Annotated in this window: 18 protein-coding genes; 10 read left to right on the top strand and 8 right to left on the bottom strand. The window is 32.5% G+C overall.

Annotated features, from left to right (window positions below):
- Positions 1-89 precede the first annotated feature (89 nt).
- The 7 genes from B0A68_RS23315 to B0A68_RS23285 all read left to right on the top strand — a co-directional run bounded on the left by B0A68_RS23315 (position 90) and on the right by B0A68_RS23285 (position 7093).
- Complete coding sequence (locus B0A68_RS23315) at positions 90-575, top strand: hypothetical protein (RefSeq protein ID WP_035681242.1); 486 nt, start codon at positions 90-92, stop codon at positions 573-575.
- A gap of 983 nt (positions 576-1558) precedes the next feature.
- Positions 1559-2392 carry a 1,4-dihydroxy-2-naphthoyl-CoA synthase gene (locus tag B0A68_RS23310; RefSeq protein WP_035681238.1) on the top strand — a complete coding sequence of 278 codons (834 nt, stop codon included), beginning with the start codon at positions 1559-1561 and terminating at the stop codon, positions 2390-2392.
- 90 nt (positions 2393-2482) lie between these two features.
- A complete protein-coding gene (gene menA / locus B0A68_RS23305; protein ID WP_035681236.1) occupies positions 2483-3445 on the top strand; it encodes a 1,4-dihydroxy-2-naphthoate octaprenyltransferase in 963 nt (320 codons plus the stop codon).
- A 30-nt stretch (positions 3446-3475) separates the two neighbouring features.
- Positions 3476-4153 (top strand): metal-dependent hydrolase, encoded by a 678-nt coding sequence (locus B0A68_RS23300; RefSeq protein ID WP_035681233.1) that lies wholly within the window; start codon positions 3476-3478, stop codon positions 4151-4153.
- Between the two features lie 133 nt (positions 4154-4286).
- Complete coding sequence (locus tag B0A68_RS23295) at positions 4287-4811, top strand: DUF2199 domain-containing protein (RefSeq protein ID WP_035681231.1); 525 nt, start codon at positions 4287-4289, stop codon at positions 4809-4811.
- Positions 4812-4814: 3 nt separating this feature from the next.
- A complete protein-coding gene (locus B0A68_RS23290; RefSeq protein ID WP_035681228.1) occupies positions 4815-6014 on the top strand; it encodes a tetratricopeptide repeat protein in 1200 nt (399 codons plus the stop codon).
- A gap of 38 nt (positions 6015-6052) precedes the next feature.
- Complete coding sequence (locus B0A68_RS23285; RefSeq protein ID WP_035681226.1) at positions 6053-7093, top strand: o-succinylbenzoate synthase; 1041 nt, start codon at positions 6053-6055, stop codon at positions 7091-7093.
- A gap of 125 nt (positions 7094-7218) precedes the next feature.
- Here B0A68_RS23285 and B0A68_RS23280 read toward each other — a convergent pair whose 3' ends face one another.
- Positions 7219-7458, bottom strand: coding sequence for a hypothetical protein (locus B0A68_RS23280; protein WP_051892438.1), 240 nt, complete (start codon positions 7456-7458; stop codon positions 7219-7221).
- 304 nt (positions 7459-7762) lie between these two features.
- Here B0A68_RS23280 and B0A68_RS23275 point away from each other — a divergent pair, with 304 nt between their 5' ends.
- Positions 7763-8233, top strand: a complete 471-nt coding sequence (locus tag B0A68_RS23275; protein WP_035687726.1) for a CYTH domain-containing protein — start codon at positions 7763-7765, stop codon at positions 8231-8233.
- A 5-nt stretch (positions 8234-8238) separates the two neighbouring features.
- The gene (locus B0A68_RS23270; protein WP_035681225.1) at positions 8239-9204 is read left to right on the top strand and encodes a YpdA family putative bacillithiol disulfide reductase; all 966 of its coding nucleotides are present in this window, start codon (positions 8239-8241) and stop codon (positions 9202-9204) included.
- 62 nt (positions 9205-9266) lie between these two features.
- On the opposite strand, the gene B0A68_RS23265 is transcribed toward B0A68_RS23270, so the two are convergent.
- Positions 9267-10835, bottom strand: coding sequence for a protein adenylyltransferase SelO (locus B0A68_RS23265; RefSeq protein ID WP_035681222.1), 1569 nt, complete (start codon positions 10833-10835; stop codon positions 9267-9269).
- 7 nt (positions 10836-10842) lie between these two features.
- The gene (gene msrA, locus B0A68_RS23260) at positions 10843-11373 is read right to left on the bottom strand and encodes a peptide-methionine (S)-S-oxide reductase MsrA (protein ID WP_035681219.1); all 531 of its coding nucleotides are present in this window, start codon (positions 11371-11373) and stop codon (positions 10843-10845) included.
- Positions 11374-11554: 181 nt separating this feature from the next.
- On the opposite strand from msrA, the gene B0A68_RS23255 reads away from it, so the two are divergent.
- A complete protein-coding gene (locus B0A68_RS23255; RefSeq protein WP_035681216.1) occupies positions 11555-13042 on the top strand; it encodes an aminotransferase class V-fold PLP-dependent enzyme in 1488 nt (495 codons plus the stop codon).
- Positions 13043-13285: 243 nt separating this feature from the next.
- Here B0A68_RS23255 and B0A68_RS23250 read toward each other — a convergent pair whose 3' ends face one another.
- The 5 genes from B0A68_RS23250 to B0A68_RS23230 are packed head-to-tail and all read right to left on the bottom strand — an operon-like array spanning position 13286 to position 16182.
- Entirely contained in the window at positions 13286-13759 is a 474-nt protein-coding gene (locus B0A68_RS23250) for a nuclear transport factor 2 family protein (protein ID WP_035681213.1), read from the bottom strand.
- 50 nt (positions 13760-13809) lie between these two features.
- On the bottom strand, positions 13810-14334 hold the full coding sequence (locus B0A68_RS23245; protein WP_035681209.1) for a hypothetical protein: 525 nt from the start codon (positions 14332-14334) through the stop codon (positions 13810-13812).
- A 10-nt stretch (positions 14335-14344) separates the two neighbouring features.
- Complete coding sequence (locus B0A68_RS23240) at positions 14345-14821, bottom strand: hypothetical protein (RefSeq protein ID WP_035681206.1); 477 nt, start codon at positions 14819-14821, stop codon at positions 14345-14347.
- A gap of 6 nt (positions 14822-14827) precedes the next feature.
- Complete coding sequence (locus B0A68_RS23235) at positions 14828-15505, bottom strand: peptidoglycan DD-metalloendopeptidase family protein (protein WP_035681205.1); 678 nt, start codon at positions 15503-15505, stop codon at positions 14828-14830.
- 11 nt (positions 15506-15516) lie between these two features.
- Complete coding sequence (locus B0A68_RS23230; protein WP_035681204.1) at positions 15517-16182, bottom strand: spermidine synthase; 666 nt, start codon at positions 16180-16182, stop codon at positions 15517-15519.
- Between the last annotated feature and the right edge of the window lie 45 nt (positions 16183-16227).

The following is a 16227-nucleotide window of genomic DNA, read 5'->3' as shown; positions in this document are numbered from 1 at the left end:
TGTCTATATATTTGAATTCGTCAATTATATTAAAATTGAAAAATGACAAAAAATCAAAAGAAATTAAAATCTGGTAAAAACATAATATTATGAGAAAAATAATCTTTTTAAGTTTCTTTCTTTTTACCGTATTGTCATGCACTAAAGATGAAAAAGATTTAAAACTTGAATTACTAACTAATGAAATTGTCTGTGTTGAAAATATAAATAAACACGATTATTTTGAAGCTTTTTATCAGCCAAATAAAGTGTATGACAGTCTTTCTAAAAACATTATTCATTATAAAATAACGAATATTTCAGATAAAAAATATTTCATAATGTTAAACCAAAATAACTTAGGAACTGTAGAGCGTGATTTTTATCGCGAAAGCTTGGGTAAAAAGAAATTTAGCACAAATGAAATTGGCTTTAGTTTATATAAAAATGATTCTGTTTTAGACGGTAATTCTACAAAAGTCGAAAATATGTGCGGCAATGGTTTGGAATTACTGAAAGTTGAAGAGTTGAATCACATTATAAAAGATTTTTTAGTAAAAAACAAAATCAACAATACATACGAATTAAGTATATAGACGACGTTTATGACTCTTCGCAAGGTTATTTTTTACAGCCGGGAGAAACTAAATATTTTACTTCTATTGTCAATTTACCTTATAGAACAGATCAAAAATGGTTTTCAAACATAGACAAGAAAAAGCCTAATCTAGGTTCGCTTTCTTTACGAAATGATTCCGTTTTTACAAAAAAGTGGATGAATGACGATGATAGAAAAAATTTAAAAGAGAACGGATATGTTTTATTTGATGGGATTGTTTATTCAAATAAAGTTTCAGTTAAATTAATACCAATTAAAAAATAACAAGAAAGGCTGCTCATTACAAGCAGCCTTTCTCTTTTTATTCTAGTTTTAAAAAAAATTGTAATTAAAAAAAAACAGAAATAAAATAATTCGAATCCATACAAGACGCAATAGCGTTAAAAATTTTTGAGATTACATCCTGATCTGGTATGTCTTTAAACAATTCATACATTCATTTCAAAAGCAAAAAATCAATCTCACGGCTGATCCATTGGTTTTATAAAATAACTTTTAGAAAGCTTCGTTAGGTATTTTTTTTCTCTTTTCCGTATTCATTCTGATACCAATTACAGAAACAATTCTAACATTTAACCTTAGGTGTTACTATCTCCTTTTTGAAGTTTTAACAAATGCATAAATCATTTGCTCATTATTAATAGGTTTACTAATAAAAACCGTAAAAAAATGAGCGACAAATTTTTTAAATTTTCTCAAAAAAAATCATTTTTTAGGTTAATAAATCAGTGAAAGAAAATCAATCTAAACCAACAAAATAAAATGTATATCGTTGATTTCTAGGATGTAAAATTACTTATTATTTTTTAAAACGAATGTTAAAAAATGTTATTTTTTGCCGCCATATGCCATTTGTTAACATTGGAGGTTATTTTCGTGCTGACTAAAATTAATTTAAGTAGGTAAAAATGTAAAAATGGTTTATTTTTACACTATAATTATTAAAATAAACAAATAGAAATGGATTGGATTACTGCCAGAGAATTTGAAGATATAACCTATAAAAAATGTAATGGAGTTGCCAGAATTGCATTTAACAGACCAAATGTTAGAAATGCTTTCCGCCCTAAAACAACATCCGAATTGTACCAGGCCTTTTACGATGCGCAAGAAGATACTTCTATTGGAGTAGTATTGCTTTCTGCAGAAGGACCGTCTACAAAAGATGGCGTTTATTCATTTTGCAGCGGCGGTGATCAAAATGCCCGCGGACATCAAGGTTATGTTGGAGAAGATGGTCAGCACCGTTTAAACATTCTCGAAGTACAGCGATTAATTCGTTTTATGCCAAAAGTGGTTATAGCAGTAGTTCCCGGATGGGCCGTTGGTGGCGGACATAGCCTGCACGTAGTCTGCGATATGACTTTAGCAAGTAAAGAACATGCAATTTTTAAACAAACTGATGCAGATGTAACAAGCTTTGACGGTGGTTACGGATCAGCTTATCTTGCTAAAATGGTAGGTCAGAAAAAAGCACGTGAGATTTTCTTTTTAGGTAGAAATTATTCCGCTCAAGAAGCAATGGATATGGGAATGGTAAATGCAGTAATTCCTCACGATGAACTAGAAGATACAGCTTACGAATGGGCACAGGAAATTCTTCAAAAATCGCCAACTTCTATAAAAATGCTAAAATTTGCCATGAATTTAACAGATGACGGAATGGTGGGGCAGCAAGTATTTGCGGGAGAAGCAACACGTTTGGCTTATATGACAGAAGAAGCAAAAGAAGGAAGAAATGCTTTTTTAGAAAAAAGAAAACCAAACTTCGGCGAAAACAAATGGCTGCCATAAAAAAGTTATAAAAATAGTTTCTAGTTTCAGGTTTCAAGTTACGAACCTGAAACTAGAAACCTGAAACAAAGATTAACTAAACAAAATATAATGAAACATTGGATTGAAGCCGCAAGATTGCGCACATTGCCTTTATCAGTTTCCGGAATTATAGTAGGAAGTATTTACGCACTTTCAAACCCAACAGAAGCCATCAATACACCCACCGAAGTATTCAGCTGGAAAATTTTTGGTTTTGCACTTTTAACAACATTAGGACTTCAGGTCTTATCAAATTTTGCCAACGATTACGGCGATGGCGTAAAAGGAACAGATAATGCAGATCGAGTAGGGCCGCAACGCGCTATTCAGAGTGGTGCAATCACACCGCAGGCAATGAAAAAAGCAATTATAATTACCTCTATTCTAACACTTTTATCAGCTGTAATACTAATTTACTTTGCATTTGGAAAAGATAATTTTGGTTATTCTATATTCTTTTTATTACTTGGAATTGCAGCAATTGCTTCAGCTATTCGTTACACGGTTGGAAATTCAGCTTACGGATATAGAGGATTTGGTGATATTTTTGTATTCGTATTCTTCGGATTAGTAAGTGTATTGGGAGTGAACTTTTTATATGCAAAAGAAATAGATCCACTTTTGATTTTGCCGGCAGTTTCTATTGGTTTGTTAAGCGTTGGAGTTTTAAACCTAAACAATATGCGCGACGAAGAATCAGATAGAAAATCTGGTAAAAACACAATCGTAGTGCAAATGGGAGGTGCTAAGGCTAAAATTTATCATTTTTCTCTAATCATTACAGCAATGATTTTAGTGGTAATTTTTGCCGTTTTAAGCGATTATAATTTTGACCAATATTTATTTTTATTGGCCTATATTCCGTTGACAAAACATTTAATTACAGTTTATAAAAACCAAAATCCTAAGCTTTTAGATCCAGAATTAAAAAAACTGGCTCTTAGCACATTTTTGCTTTCTATATTATTAACGGTATGTATGATTTCATTGATATCAGACATAATTGTTAATCTTTTTTTAGGCGGAAGATAAACTTACTTTAAACTTTAAAAATTTTAAAAAATGAAAATTACATTTTACGGACACGCATCTTTAGGGATTGAAGTTGGAGGGAAACACATTATTGTTGACCCATTTATTTCTGGAAATCCACAAGCAGCATCGATTGATATAAATACTTTAAAAGCAGATTATATTTTACTGACTCATGCACATGGAGATCACGTTTTAGACGTTGAAGCTATCGCTGAACGCACAAACGCTGTAATTGTTTCTAATGCTGAAATTACGAGCTATTACGCAAAAAAAGGTTTTAATGCACATCCTATGAATCATGGCGGAAGCTGGAAATTCGACTTCGGAAAAGTAAAATATGTAAATGCAATCCATTCAAGTTCGTTTCCTGATGGAACTTATGGCGGAAATCCTGGTGGATTTGTCATTGAAGGGGAACACAAAAACATCTATATCGCCGGTGATACAGCGCTTACAATGGATTTAAAATTAATTCCGCTCCGTACAAAACTAGACTTGGCCATTCTGCCTATTGGTAATAATTTTACGATGGATGTTGAGGATGCTATTATTGCGTCTGATTTTGTAGAATGTGATAAAATCCTTGGATATCATTTTGATACTTTTGGATACATAGAAATCAATCACGAAGAATCTATCCGTAAATTTTTTGATAAAGGAAAAGACTTAATGCTTCTTAAAATCGGAGAATCAATAGAATTGTAATTTATTTTAGAAGCTGATCCCGCTTTCGGCTATATCTTTTTTGAGGCGTTACCCCGAAAATTCGGGACGCCTCAAAAAAGGATACCGCCTCTATCGGGGCTATGAATTAAGTTTGCATAATATATTTAATATAATGAACGATACAAAATACATTTGTGAATGCTGTAATCAGGAACATTCAGAGTGGCCGGCTTTAACTTATATTTCACCCAATAATTATTCTTCCCTTTCAGATGAAGATAAAGAAGAAATTGCCGTAATCGACGAAGATTTTTGTGTTATCAAATATCCAGAAGCAACAGCTAGATTTATACGCTGCGTTCTAATTCAGGAAGTAAATGATCATTGCGAAGATTTAGAATACGGGCTATGGGTTTCTCTTAGTGAAAAAAGTTTTAATGATTATCTGGAAAATTTTGATAATGAAAATCACGAAACTCAGTATTTTGGATGGCTCAACAATAATGTCAGTGAATATAATTTTTCAGAAAGCATTCCGACAACAGTAGTAACTCAGAAAGGAAACAGCAGACCTGTCATTTTTCCTCATAAGGATTTTGATCATCCTTTTGTTAAAGATTTTTACGAAGGAATTACAAAAGCTGAAGCTGAAAAAAGAATTCAAAGTATGATTAGCGGAATTGAAAATAAATCATAAAATATGACTTTCAAAAAAATATTTTTATTCTTTTCTTTTATTTCTTTTTGCAGTTCATTTGCTCAAAAAGATGGTTATTGGGACAAAGAACGTTCAACAACAAAAGAAATTATTGTTTCTGCACGAGATCGAATTACCGTTTATACCGAAGATCTGCCAGTTGGAACAACAGAAATAGTTTATAGAATTACACTTTTAGACGAAAATCAGCAAATGTCAAACAGCTTGGTTTCTGTCCTTAAAGCTATTCCGGATCCTACAGGAATTAGTCAGGGTTCTGCCGGTGCTGTTTTTTTAATGTCAAAAATTTCCGGAGATGATAAATGCACGTATTCTATTTTTACATCAAGCGAAAATGCAAAAAAATATGTCAGCGATGGCAAAACAGACACAGCCTGCTACGCACAGCTTGAACCTGTTAGTAAAGACGCAAAAAGATTATCATTGGATAAATCTTCTTGTATAAAAGAAAATACACCTGTAATTTGGTTTGGTTTTGAAAGTAAAAATTGGTTTCTGAACCAAAAAGTTGTTTTGGAAGTAGTGCCATGGGTTGATGTTAAACTTAATCGAGGCTGGAATCAAGATAATAAAAACGAAATTATAAGTTTATGCAAAACATCGACGATGGCGCAAAAAATGGCCAATTCTGATGATTTCTGCGTTTGTATTCTCGAGAAAATAATGAAACAATATCGTTATACAGAATTTCAAAAATTGCTTCCGATAGAAAAAAACAAAGTTTATAAAGATTTTGGAAACGCCTGTTATAAAGATGTTGATATTTCTAAAAATGTCTTTAATGATTTAAGGACCCAAGCTGCTGTTTTAATAAATACGCAAAAGTATAACGAAGCAATTCAAAGATTAACTACAATAATTAATGAGGGTAAAGCAACAGCATTAGATTATAGTTCAATTGGTTATTGTTACATTTTGACAAAACAGTACGCAAAGGCAATAAAATTTCTGAAAGAAGGAGAGAAGATTGATGATACCGAATTGTTGGTAAAATTAAATCTTGCGCACGTATATCTTTTAGACGATAATTTTAGTGAAGCAAAAACAATCTACAAAAAATACCAAAATCAAAACGTAAGCGAAAACTTAAGCTGGACAGATAAAACCAAGTTAGATTTTGCTGCTTTTCAAAAAGCAGGCATTCAATCTAAAGATTACGAAAGAGTACTAAAATTATTTTAGCATCAGGAACTTAAACTAATAATTTCAGTATTATTAAAATGAAAGCCACTTACCATAAATACATGCTTGATTTTAAGCGACCTTCAGGAACTTCCAGAGGAGTGATGACCGAGAAAGAAACCTGGTTTATTATTCTTGATAAAGATGGTAAAAAAGGTATAGGAGAATGTGGTATACTGCGTGGCTTAAGTGCAGACGATCGGGCTGATTATGAAGAAAAACTAAACTGGGCTTGCCAGAATATTCATTTAGGTGAAACTGCACTTTGGGAGTCGCTTTTAGAATTTCCATCTATTCAATTTGGAATAGAAATGGCTTTTTTATCTCTTAAGAGTACCAATCCTTATATTTTATTTCCTTCTGAATTTACTGGGAATCTAAAATCTATTGTTATAAATGGTTTAGTCTGGATGGGCGAAGCTTCTTTTATGAAAGAGCAGATTGAAGAGAAATTAGAACAAGGTTTTAACTGTATAAAACTCAAGATTGGAGCTATCGACTTTAAAAAAGAATTAGAATTACTACATTTTATTCGTACCCATTTTTCATCATCTCAAGTAGAAATTCGTGTTGATGCCAATGGTGCTTTTGCTTTAAATGAAGCTTTAGATAAACTAAATCAATTAGATAAATTTGAGTTACATAGCATAGAACAGCCAATTGCAAAAGGAAATATAAGTGCTATGTCAGATTTATGTTTTCAGACACCTTTTCCCATTGCTTTGGATGAGGAATTAATTGGCGTATTTTCATTGAAAGAAAAAGAAGATATTTTACAAAAAATAAAACCGCAATACATTATTCTAAAGCCTAGTTTTGTTGGAGGTTTTAGAGGAACGCAAGAATGGATTTCGCTGGCAGAAAAGTACAATATAGGATGGTGGATCACATCAGCACTAGAAAGTAATATTGGATTGAATGCAATTGCACAATGGACCTTTATGCAAAACTCAAGAATGCCGCAAGGATTAGGAACAGGGGCTCTTTACAACAACAATTTTGACTGCCCTTTGGAAGTTTCAAAAGGACAATTATGGTATAATACGGCAAAAGAATGGGATTCTGGATTTCTTATCTGATTAATCACTAATTCTTTTAAGATCCTCAAATTTTCCTGTTGATATTTGTATTTCAGCCATTTTCTTCGAAAGCTAAAATAGATTGTAATTTATCCACAGTTTTTCAGAAACTTCTTTCCAACCCATTATTCCTGTCTCTCACCATCAGCAACAGAACTTTTAGTTTTTATATTAATAATATCAGCTTCTAAAGAATGGATTCTGGTTGTTAAATTTTTTGTATGGGCTTTGCAGACATCTAAATCTGCTTGCAGTGCCGACGCTAGAGTTACATCTTTTTTGGAATTCATTTTCCCCAGAAAGTAACCTAAAATACCACAAGTTAAGCCCACTAATACAGTAATTATAATATAAGGAATATTCATAATACTAAATTTTAATTAATACTAACTTTCTATTTACAGCTAAATTTTAAATGAAAAAAGTGATCTAGAGGCGATTACATTAGTTGATATTTTTTTTGAAGTAAGTCGAGAAGTAAATGTTATATCAAAATTATAAAAAAATTGAATACAGAATACATTAATAGAAAACTCATTTTCTGTATTTTGTTCATAAACAATACTTTAAGATACATGTTTGTTAAAATTAGTGCGGCAATAACAATTCAAAATAATAAGACTAAATTAATTTGAGTAACTTGCATTGAAAATTAATTTAGAAGTAGAAATGATTGAAATTGAAAGAAAGTTTCTTGTAAAATCAGAAGATTTTAAAGAACAGGCTTTTACTCAAAATAAAATTGCACAAGGTTATTTGAGTTCAATTCCGGAGCGAACAGTCAGAGTTAGAATTAAGGGACAGAAAGGATTTATCACCATAAAAGGTATCGGCCATCAGGGCGGAATGTCTCGTTTTGAATGGGAAAATGAAATTCCGGTTGATGAAGCTCAGGAATTGCTGAAGTTATGTGAAAAAGGAAAAATTGAAAAAACACGTTTTGAGATTAAATCAGGAAATCACATTTTTGAAGTAGATGAATTTTATGGAGAAAATGAAGGCTTAATTATGGCTGAAATTGAACTTAAATCTGAAGATGATAAATTTGAAAAACCAGACTGGCTGGGAGAAGAAGTTACAAATGACCCGCGTTACTATAACGCTTATTTGAGCAAAAATCCTTTTAAAGACTGGAAATAACTATTATGACAGAACAATATGACTTAATAATTGTTGGAGGCGGACCAATTGGACTGGCTTGCGCAATCGAGGCACAAAAGAAAAACTTACGTTATCTCATTATAGAAAAAGGCGCAATTGTAAACAGTATTTTCAATTATCCATTGTACATGACTTTTTTCTCTACAGCAGAAAGGCTGGAAATTGGTGATATTCCGTTTAACTGTCTGGCACCAAAGCCAGGACGCCAGGAAGCTTTAGAATATTATCGAAATATTCATCGGTATTTTAATTTTTCCATTCATCTATTCGAAAAAGTTTCTGAAGTGATAAAACAGGAAAATGGCTCTTTTAAGGTTCAGACCGATAAGAATTTTTACGAAGCTGCAAACGTCATTATTGCAACTGGCTTTTATGATATTCCGATCAAGATGAATATAAAAGGCGAGGAGCTGCCAAAAGTTCGTCATTATTATAAAGAAGCACACGAGTATGCTTTTAGGAATATTCTGGTTGTTGGCGCTAATAATTCTTCTGTGGATGCAGCTTTAGAATGCTGGCGAAAAGGAGCAAATGTGACAATGGTAATTCGTAAAAACGAAATCAATAACAGAGTAAAGTATTGGGTAAAACCAGATATAGAAAACAGAATTGCTGAAGGAAGTATTAAAGCTTATTTTGAATCTAATATTACTGATATTAAAGAAAATGAAGTCGAAATTGAAACTCCAAATGGAAAAGTAAGCATAGAAAATGATTTTGTTTTAGCCTTAACCGGCTATAAGCCAGATTTAGCATTTCTGGAAAATATGGGAATTCAATTGTCGGAAGACGAATTGAAGATTCCGGTTTATGATCCGGAAACTATGGAAACTAATGTAAAAGGTTTATTTCTGGCAGGAGTAGTTTGCGGTGGTATGCAGACACACAAATGGTTTATTGAAAATTCAAGAATTCATGCCAATATGATTGTAGATTTTATAACCAGATAAAAATTAGCCGAGAACTCACTAAAATGCATTAAGTCAATTCGTGAATTCTCGGCAAAAAAATTTTAAGAGCTGCAAGAAAGCATAGAACAGCCAACTTTTGAACGGGCCCAATCTGGTCTTTTGGCAAACCATTTTTCCATTTCGGGTTGTTCCTCATATGGTTTCTGCAACAATATATATAATTCATTAACTAATGAATAATCTCCCTGATCTGCAGCATCAATACTCAATTGTGCCATGTAATTTCGTAAAACATACTTAGGATTTACAGCATTCATTTTTACCGCACGATCTTCATTTGACAAGTTTTCAATATCCAATCTTTTTAGATAAGAAGAAAACCAATTTGTCCAGTTTTCTAAAACATTATTCGAAATTTCGTCTAAAATATAAAAGGCATCTTTTATTTTATTAAATGCTTTTTCGACAGTATCTTCCTTTTTAACAGCGCTTAAATTTCTAAAAAAGATTGTCATATCTGTTTCAGACATTTGCAGATTTGATTCTAAATCAGCAATTAATTCATTGTCAGTTTCTGTTGAAGTTAGTAATCCTAACTTGCTTAAAAACATTGTTTTATAATCATTATCAAAATTGATCATAAAAGATTCTAAAATATCTTCTAAAGGCTTTGCTTCATTTATTAAAGGGTATAAAGCATTGGCCAGCTGAAATAAATTCCATTGTGCAACCTGAGGCTGATTCCCGAAACGATATCTTCGGTTTTGACTGTCTGTTGTGTTCGGTGTCCAGTTCGGATCATAATTTTCAAGCCATCCGTAAGGACCATAATCAATTGTAATTCCGTGAATAGACATATTGTCGGTATTCATCACACCGTGGACAAAGCCAACTCGCTGCCAATGCAGAATCATTTCGCGGGTTGTGTCGGCAACAGTTTTAAAAAATTGAATGTACTGATCTTTTGGTTCTCCCTTGATTTCTGGAAAATAATGTTTGATCGTATATTCTGCAAATTGTTTTAGATTTTTCAATTCATTTCGAGAAGTGATCATTTCGAAACTTCCAAAACGAATAAATGATGGTGCAACACGGCAAACTATCGCGCCTTTTTCGTACGCAGGATTTCCGTTATACAAAATGTCACGCAAAACTTCGTCACCAGAAAGCATTAGAGAAAGCGATCGAGTAGTGGGAACACCCAAATAATGCATCGCTTCGGCACATAAATATTCTCTAATTGAAGATCGCAAAACCGCTAAGCCATCTGCAGTTCTGGAGTATGGCGTTTTTCCGGCTCCTTTGAGCTGTAAGGTAAAAAACTGATTGTTGTGCTCTATTTCTGTTAAGTTAATAGCACGCCCGTCGCCCAACTGTCCAGCCCAATTTCCAAACTGATGACCCGCATAACACATCGCATACGGCCGCGTTTCCGGGAGTATGTCTTTTCCCGAAAAAACATTCAGAAAGGCTTCTGACTGAATTTCATCCTTAGAAATCCCAACCAATTCAGCGACATCCTCTGAAGCATGAATTAGTTTAGGATTTGATGGTTTTTCTGGATTTACATATGAAAACAACGCATTTGAAACTTGACGTATTTCGTTAGTTTCATTTGGGTCTGCCGGCAATTCAGCTGTAAATCTGTTCTTTATTTTTAAATTTTTCATTTTATAATTATGCTAATTTATCAGCATACATTTTTTTCAATTTCTGAACTTTAGGATCAATCACCATTTGGCAGTAACCCGCTTCCTGATTTTCGTTATAATAATTCTGATGATAATCTTCGGCCTCATAAAACACTTCAAAAGGTTTTAATTGGGTTACGATCGGATCATCAAAAATGGGTTTAACTTCTTCGAAAACCTGTTCAGCAATTTCTTTCTGCGTTTCGTCGTGATACAATATTATAGAACGGTATTGAGTACCGCTGTCGCCTCCCTGACGATTTAAAGTTGTTGGATCATGACTTGTCATAAAAATTGAAATTAAGTCATGATATGAAATTATGTCAGTGTCAAACGTTACTTGAATTACTTCTGCATGTCCAGTTCTCCCTGTACAAACTTCACGATAAGGCGGATTTTTAATAAAGCCATCCGAATAGCCTGATTTTAAAGATTCTATTCCTTTTAAACGCTGAATAACAGCTTCAATACACCAAAAACATCCTCCACCAAAAGTGGCTGTTGATAAATTTCCCATAAAAATTATAGTTTAAAATTTAATGCCCTATTAATCCGATAGAATATTGTGATAATTTATTATAAAAAAGAGTGATTAATTAAAGATAACAAAAGGTTATCTAATATTTGAAGTTTATAATTGGTAAATTCTCAATTTTATAAAAAAACGATATATTTGCAGTCAAACACAGGCACAACTAATGAACAGCAAAAATAATACCATCAGTTTAGAAACTTATTTTCAAGAATATAGACAGCATATTGTAGGTGTAAATCAGGAATTTATTTCTCCTTATGGCAAAAAAAAGATTATTTACACAGATTGGACTGCCAGCGGCAGATTATATCGTCCTATAGAAGAGAAACTTCTGAATGAATTTGGGCCTTTTGTAGCCAATACACATACTGAAACTACTGTGTCAGGTACTGCCATGACAAAAGCATATCATCATGCCAGAAACATCATTAAGCGTCACACAAATGCAAACCAAGATGATGTTTTGATTACAGATGGAACTGGAATGACGGGTGTTATTAATAAATTTCAGCGTATTTTGGGATTAAAAATTCCGGAAAACCTGAAAAACTTTACAACTGTTCCGGCAGAAAAAAAACCTATTGTTTTCATATCACATATGGAGCATCATTCTAATCAGACATCCTGGCTGGAAACGATTGCAGATGTAGAGATTATTCCGTCTTGCGAAAAGGGACTTTTTTGTCTGGATAATTTAGAGCAGTTGTTACAGAAATATAATGACAGAACGATAAAAATTGCTTCAATAACTTCTTGTTCAAATGTTACGGGGCTAAAAACTCCTTTTCATGAAGCAGCAAAATTAATGCACCAATACAATGGTGTTTGTTTTGTAGATTTTGCCTGTTCCGGACCTTATGTAGAAATTGATATGCATCCTGCAGATCCAGAAGCCTACTTAGATGCGATTTTCTTTTCTCCTCATAAATTCCTTGGCGGACCTGGAACTTCTGGTGTTTTAATTTTTAATAAAAAATTATATAATAATATGATTCCGGATTGTCCTGGAGGAGGAACAGTGAGCTGGACAAATCCGTGGGGAGAACATAAATATATTGATAATATTGAGGATCGTGAAGATGGAGGAACTCCAGGTTTTCTTCAGGTTATAAAAACAGCGCTTGCCATTGAACTTAAGGAAGAAATGGGAATCGAAAATATTTTGCAGCGCGAGCACGAAATTGTTGATTTTGTTTTTAATGAATTAGATTCTGTTGCAAATATTAAAATTTTGGCGGGACAGCATAAAAATCGTTTGGGAGTTGTTTCTTTTTTTATTGAAAACCTACATTTTAATTTAGGTGTAAAGATTCTAAACGATCGTTTTGGAATTCAAACTAGAGGAGGGTGCAGCTGCGCAGGAACTTACGGACATTTTTTACTGCATGTAGATCAGGAAACTTCTAATAAACTGGTTAATGAAATTACGATTGGCGATTTAATTAAAAAGCCGGGATGGATTAGAATGTCTATTCACCCAACTACAACCGATGAAGAAATTGCTTTTGTTTGTGAAAGTATAAAAGACTTGGCAAAAAATCATGAATCTTGGGCTTTAGAATATTCATATAATAAAGATACAAACGAATTTATTCATAAAGATGCTGTTGCTTTTGAAGACGAATTAGTTTCAAGCTGGTTTAAATCTTAAACTGTTTAAAAATCAAAAAGTTCACAAATATAGCCTTAAAAAGAGCGTTATATTTGTGATTTTTTATTTCTAATAAAATCTATTGGTGTAATTTAGCCCCGATAGAAGCGGCATCCTTTTACTTTTTTCTTTAAAAAGTAAAAGATACAGCGGATAGCGGGAAAGATGGTCTTAAGAATTTAATTGTACTGCTCCTAAAAACTATTTTAAATATAAAGTGTTTTTGTAGATGCAGACTTTAATTTATGACTGAGTTTCCTGAAACTTTTTGAGCGATAATAAAGCTTGCTTTTGAATTTTTTTCTGAAAAAAACCTGTCCAGCCTAACAAATATCCTGTAGTTCCGAAAGCTTGTTTTGACCATTTCCAGACATCAAAACTATCGGTGTGCTTTATAATTAATCCGTCTTGAAATACAAATTCTGCTACAACTTTATTTATTACTTTTCTATTTGTTTTGCTAAAATTATATGCAGCTGTCCAATTTGCTGATCCTGTAAATTCATCGGCATTTACATTGCTGAATTCAATTTTTAGATTCCCTTTACTTCTTAAAAGCAGCATTTTCCACATATTACAAACCTGCTTTTGTTTAAGTAGTCCGAATGCAGGATCTATAAAATGTACTTGTGGATGATAACATTCTGACATTGTTTGGTAATCGGCGTTGGCAAAGGCGGTATAGAATTTTGTAATTAAAGCTTCGTTTGGAGTCATAAAGTGGTATTTAATAATATAAATATAAGAATTATTATACTAAATTGAAATTATAGAATACTAATTTCTTTAGCGGTGTCATAAGATTTTTTTGATTTATCATATGCCGTAGAAAAATAATTCATTTTATTGTATGTTGTAAAGTATCCTGTTTGACTGCCAAAGGTATTAGGACCGCCAGCAATAATAAATCTTATGGCGTATACATCTGTTTTCTTGAGTTTTAAGAATTCTGCTGGTGTAAAATAATAATAAGATGTTGTGGTTCCTGCTGCGCTTTCTTTTACATTTTTGTCCAGACACGCAATGACATCACCATTTGCAAGATCAACATAAAGTCCTCCGGCAATTCTGGCTTTATCATTTGCTGTAGCTATTGTTAGTTTTAAAACGCCGCCTTTGTCTGTTTTTGCTATCTGCACATTTGTTTCGCCTGTAAAAGCATATTTTTCGCAAATGAAAGTATATTTCTGAGTAGCAGGAAAAGGTTTAGAACCATTAATGGTAATCGTTTCCTGTGCGTTTGCAAATGTTGAAAGAAGCAAAAAGAGAAAAAGGGGCAGTTTTGAATTCATATGTATTACTTTATTGTTCGGTTATTTTAGCATCAAATTTTTCGTCCCAGTCCATTGACTTAATGGCAGAAATTAAATTTTCTTCATTTACGAAAACACGAAGTTCTTTATTGGCTACTTTTTTGCTGTATAGAGCGTGGTAGCGATAAATTACTTCTTGTTTAGTTTTGTAAACACCGTCTAATTTCAAATCAATAAAGTTCCCGTAGTATTGTCTAAACTTTGTACATGTTTTAGTCAAGCGTTCTTCGGTAGTATTTTCCATAACCGTACTTGTAACTTCGGTTTCGTTGAAAGGTTTGAATTTTGATGTATTACAAGTTTCTAAAACTCGTTTTCCTAAATCGTAAGCTTTTTTCTGCTGATTTGCGTTTACTTCTGCAGTAGAAACTTTTTTAATTTTTAAATCTTCTGTGTCTCTGCTAATGGTTTTAGACTTACATCCAATTAATAATAACAAACATATAATCAATCCTGCTTTCTTCATAACTATTTAAGTAATTTTTAATAATAAGTTAGGATCGGGACAGTTTTCTATATAAAAATTGAGGTCATTTGTGTTGCAGACTCCTGGGTAATCTCCCCAATATTCTTCGAGGTTTTGTATGATTTGAAAGTGCAAATGCGGAGGATATTCTCCATTAACTTCTTGATTACCAATTGCAGCAATTTTTTCTCCTTTTTTAAATTTTTGTCCGATCGCTAGGTTTTCTATACTTTCTAACGACAAATGTCCGTATAAAGTATAAAATTTTTCATTTTCAATTTTATGCTCTAAAATAATCGTGGGACCATAATCTCCCAAACCAATATTATTTTTAAAGCTGTGTACATTTCCATCCAGCGGTGCCAAAACTGCAGTTTCTGCTTTTGTCCATAAATCTAAACCAATATGTATGTTACGTTCTGGCAATGAATCATTTTTAAAAATAGTGCTTCTCTTATATAATGAACGACCTTCTATATAACCGCCAAAAGCAACTTCAGCATTATTTTTTTCTATATAATTTGAAATATATTGATCAAACTCTGCAGTGCTTTCCGGTTTAATCTCAACCAATTCCTGATTGGTAACAGACAAATCGAGTACTACATATTTAGAAATATCTATTTTAGAATCAATGACTCTGGCAGGCGGCAAGGTTTTTAAGATAGAGGTTAACGGCTTCATAATTTATAAATTTATGCAACTTTTTCAATAATAATTAATTCATTATGGACTTCAATACGAGGCAGCATTTTTGAACTAAACAATTTAGGATTAATTTCTGAAATATATTTTCTATTTCTAACATTATGTGCTTCGTCCAGAATCATAGTATTAAATAATACAAAACCTTGATCCTTCAATAGAAAACAAATACGGTCGCTAAAAAAACGTTCAAATAAAAAATTAGGCATGTTGATATCTTCAAAAATATCAATAATAATGAGATCGTATTTTTCTTTTGTTTTCAGGACAAATTCAAATGCATCATCGATAATAATTTCGAGTTGTTTTATTTTGTTGAGATTAAAGTACTCATTTGCAATCTGAATTATATCCGAATCAATTTCGACACCTGTAATTTTTCCCTTGTACTTAATTTCATCTACCAGCGTCTTAATAACGCTTCCTCCGGCAACGCCTAAAAGTAAAATATGGTCCATTTTGAGAATGTTGCTGTAACCAATATTTCTAAGTCCGTACCTTAATATACGCTGCAAACTGCCGTAAGAATAATTTGTATTCTCAGAATCTAAAACCAATTCGCCATTTGCCCAGGTAACTTCGATTACTTTGCTTCGTGCTGATTTTTTTTTGAATATTTTTACTGGAATAAGATAGCTGAATAATTTTTGAATCATTTTTATAATGCTTTTACTCAAATTTAGCATTAAATCTTTTATTTT

Source organism: Flavobacterium reichenbachii (assembly GCF_002217435.1).
Taxonomy (GTDB): Bacteria; Bacteroidota; Bacteroidia; order Flavobacteriales; family Flavobacteriaceae; genus Flavobacterium; species Flavobacterium reichenbachii.
This window is presented reverse-complemented; position numbering and strand designations above follow the sequence as displayed.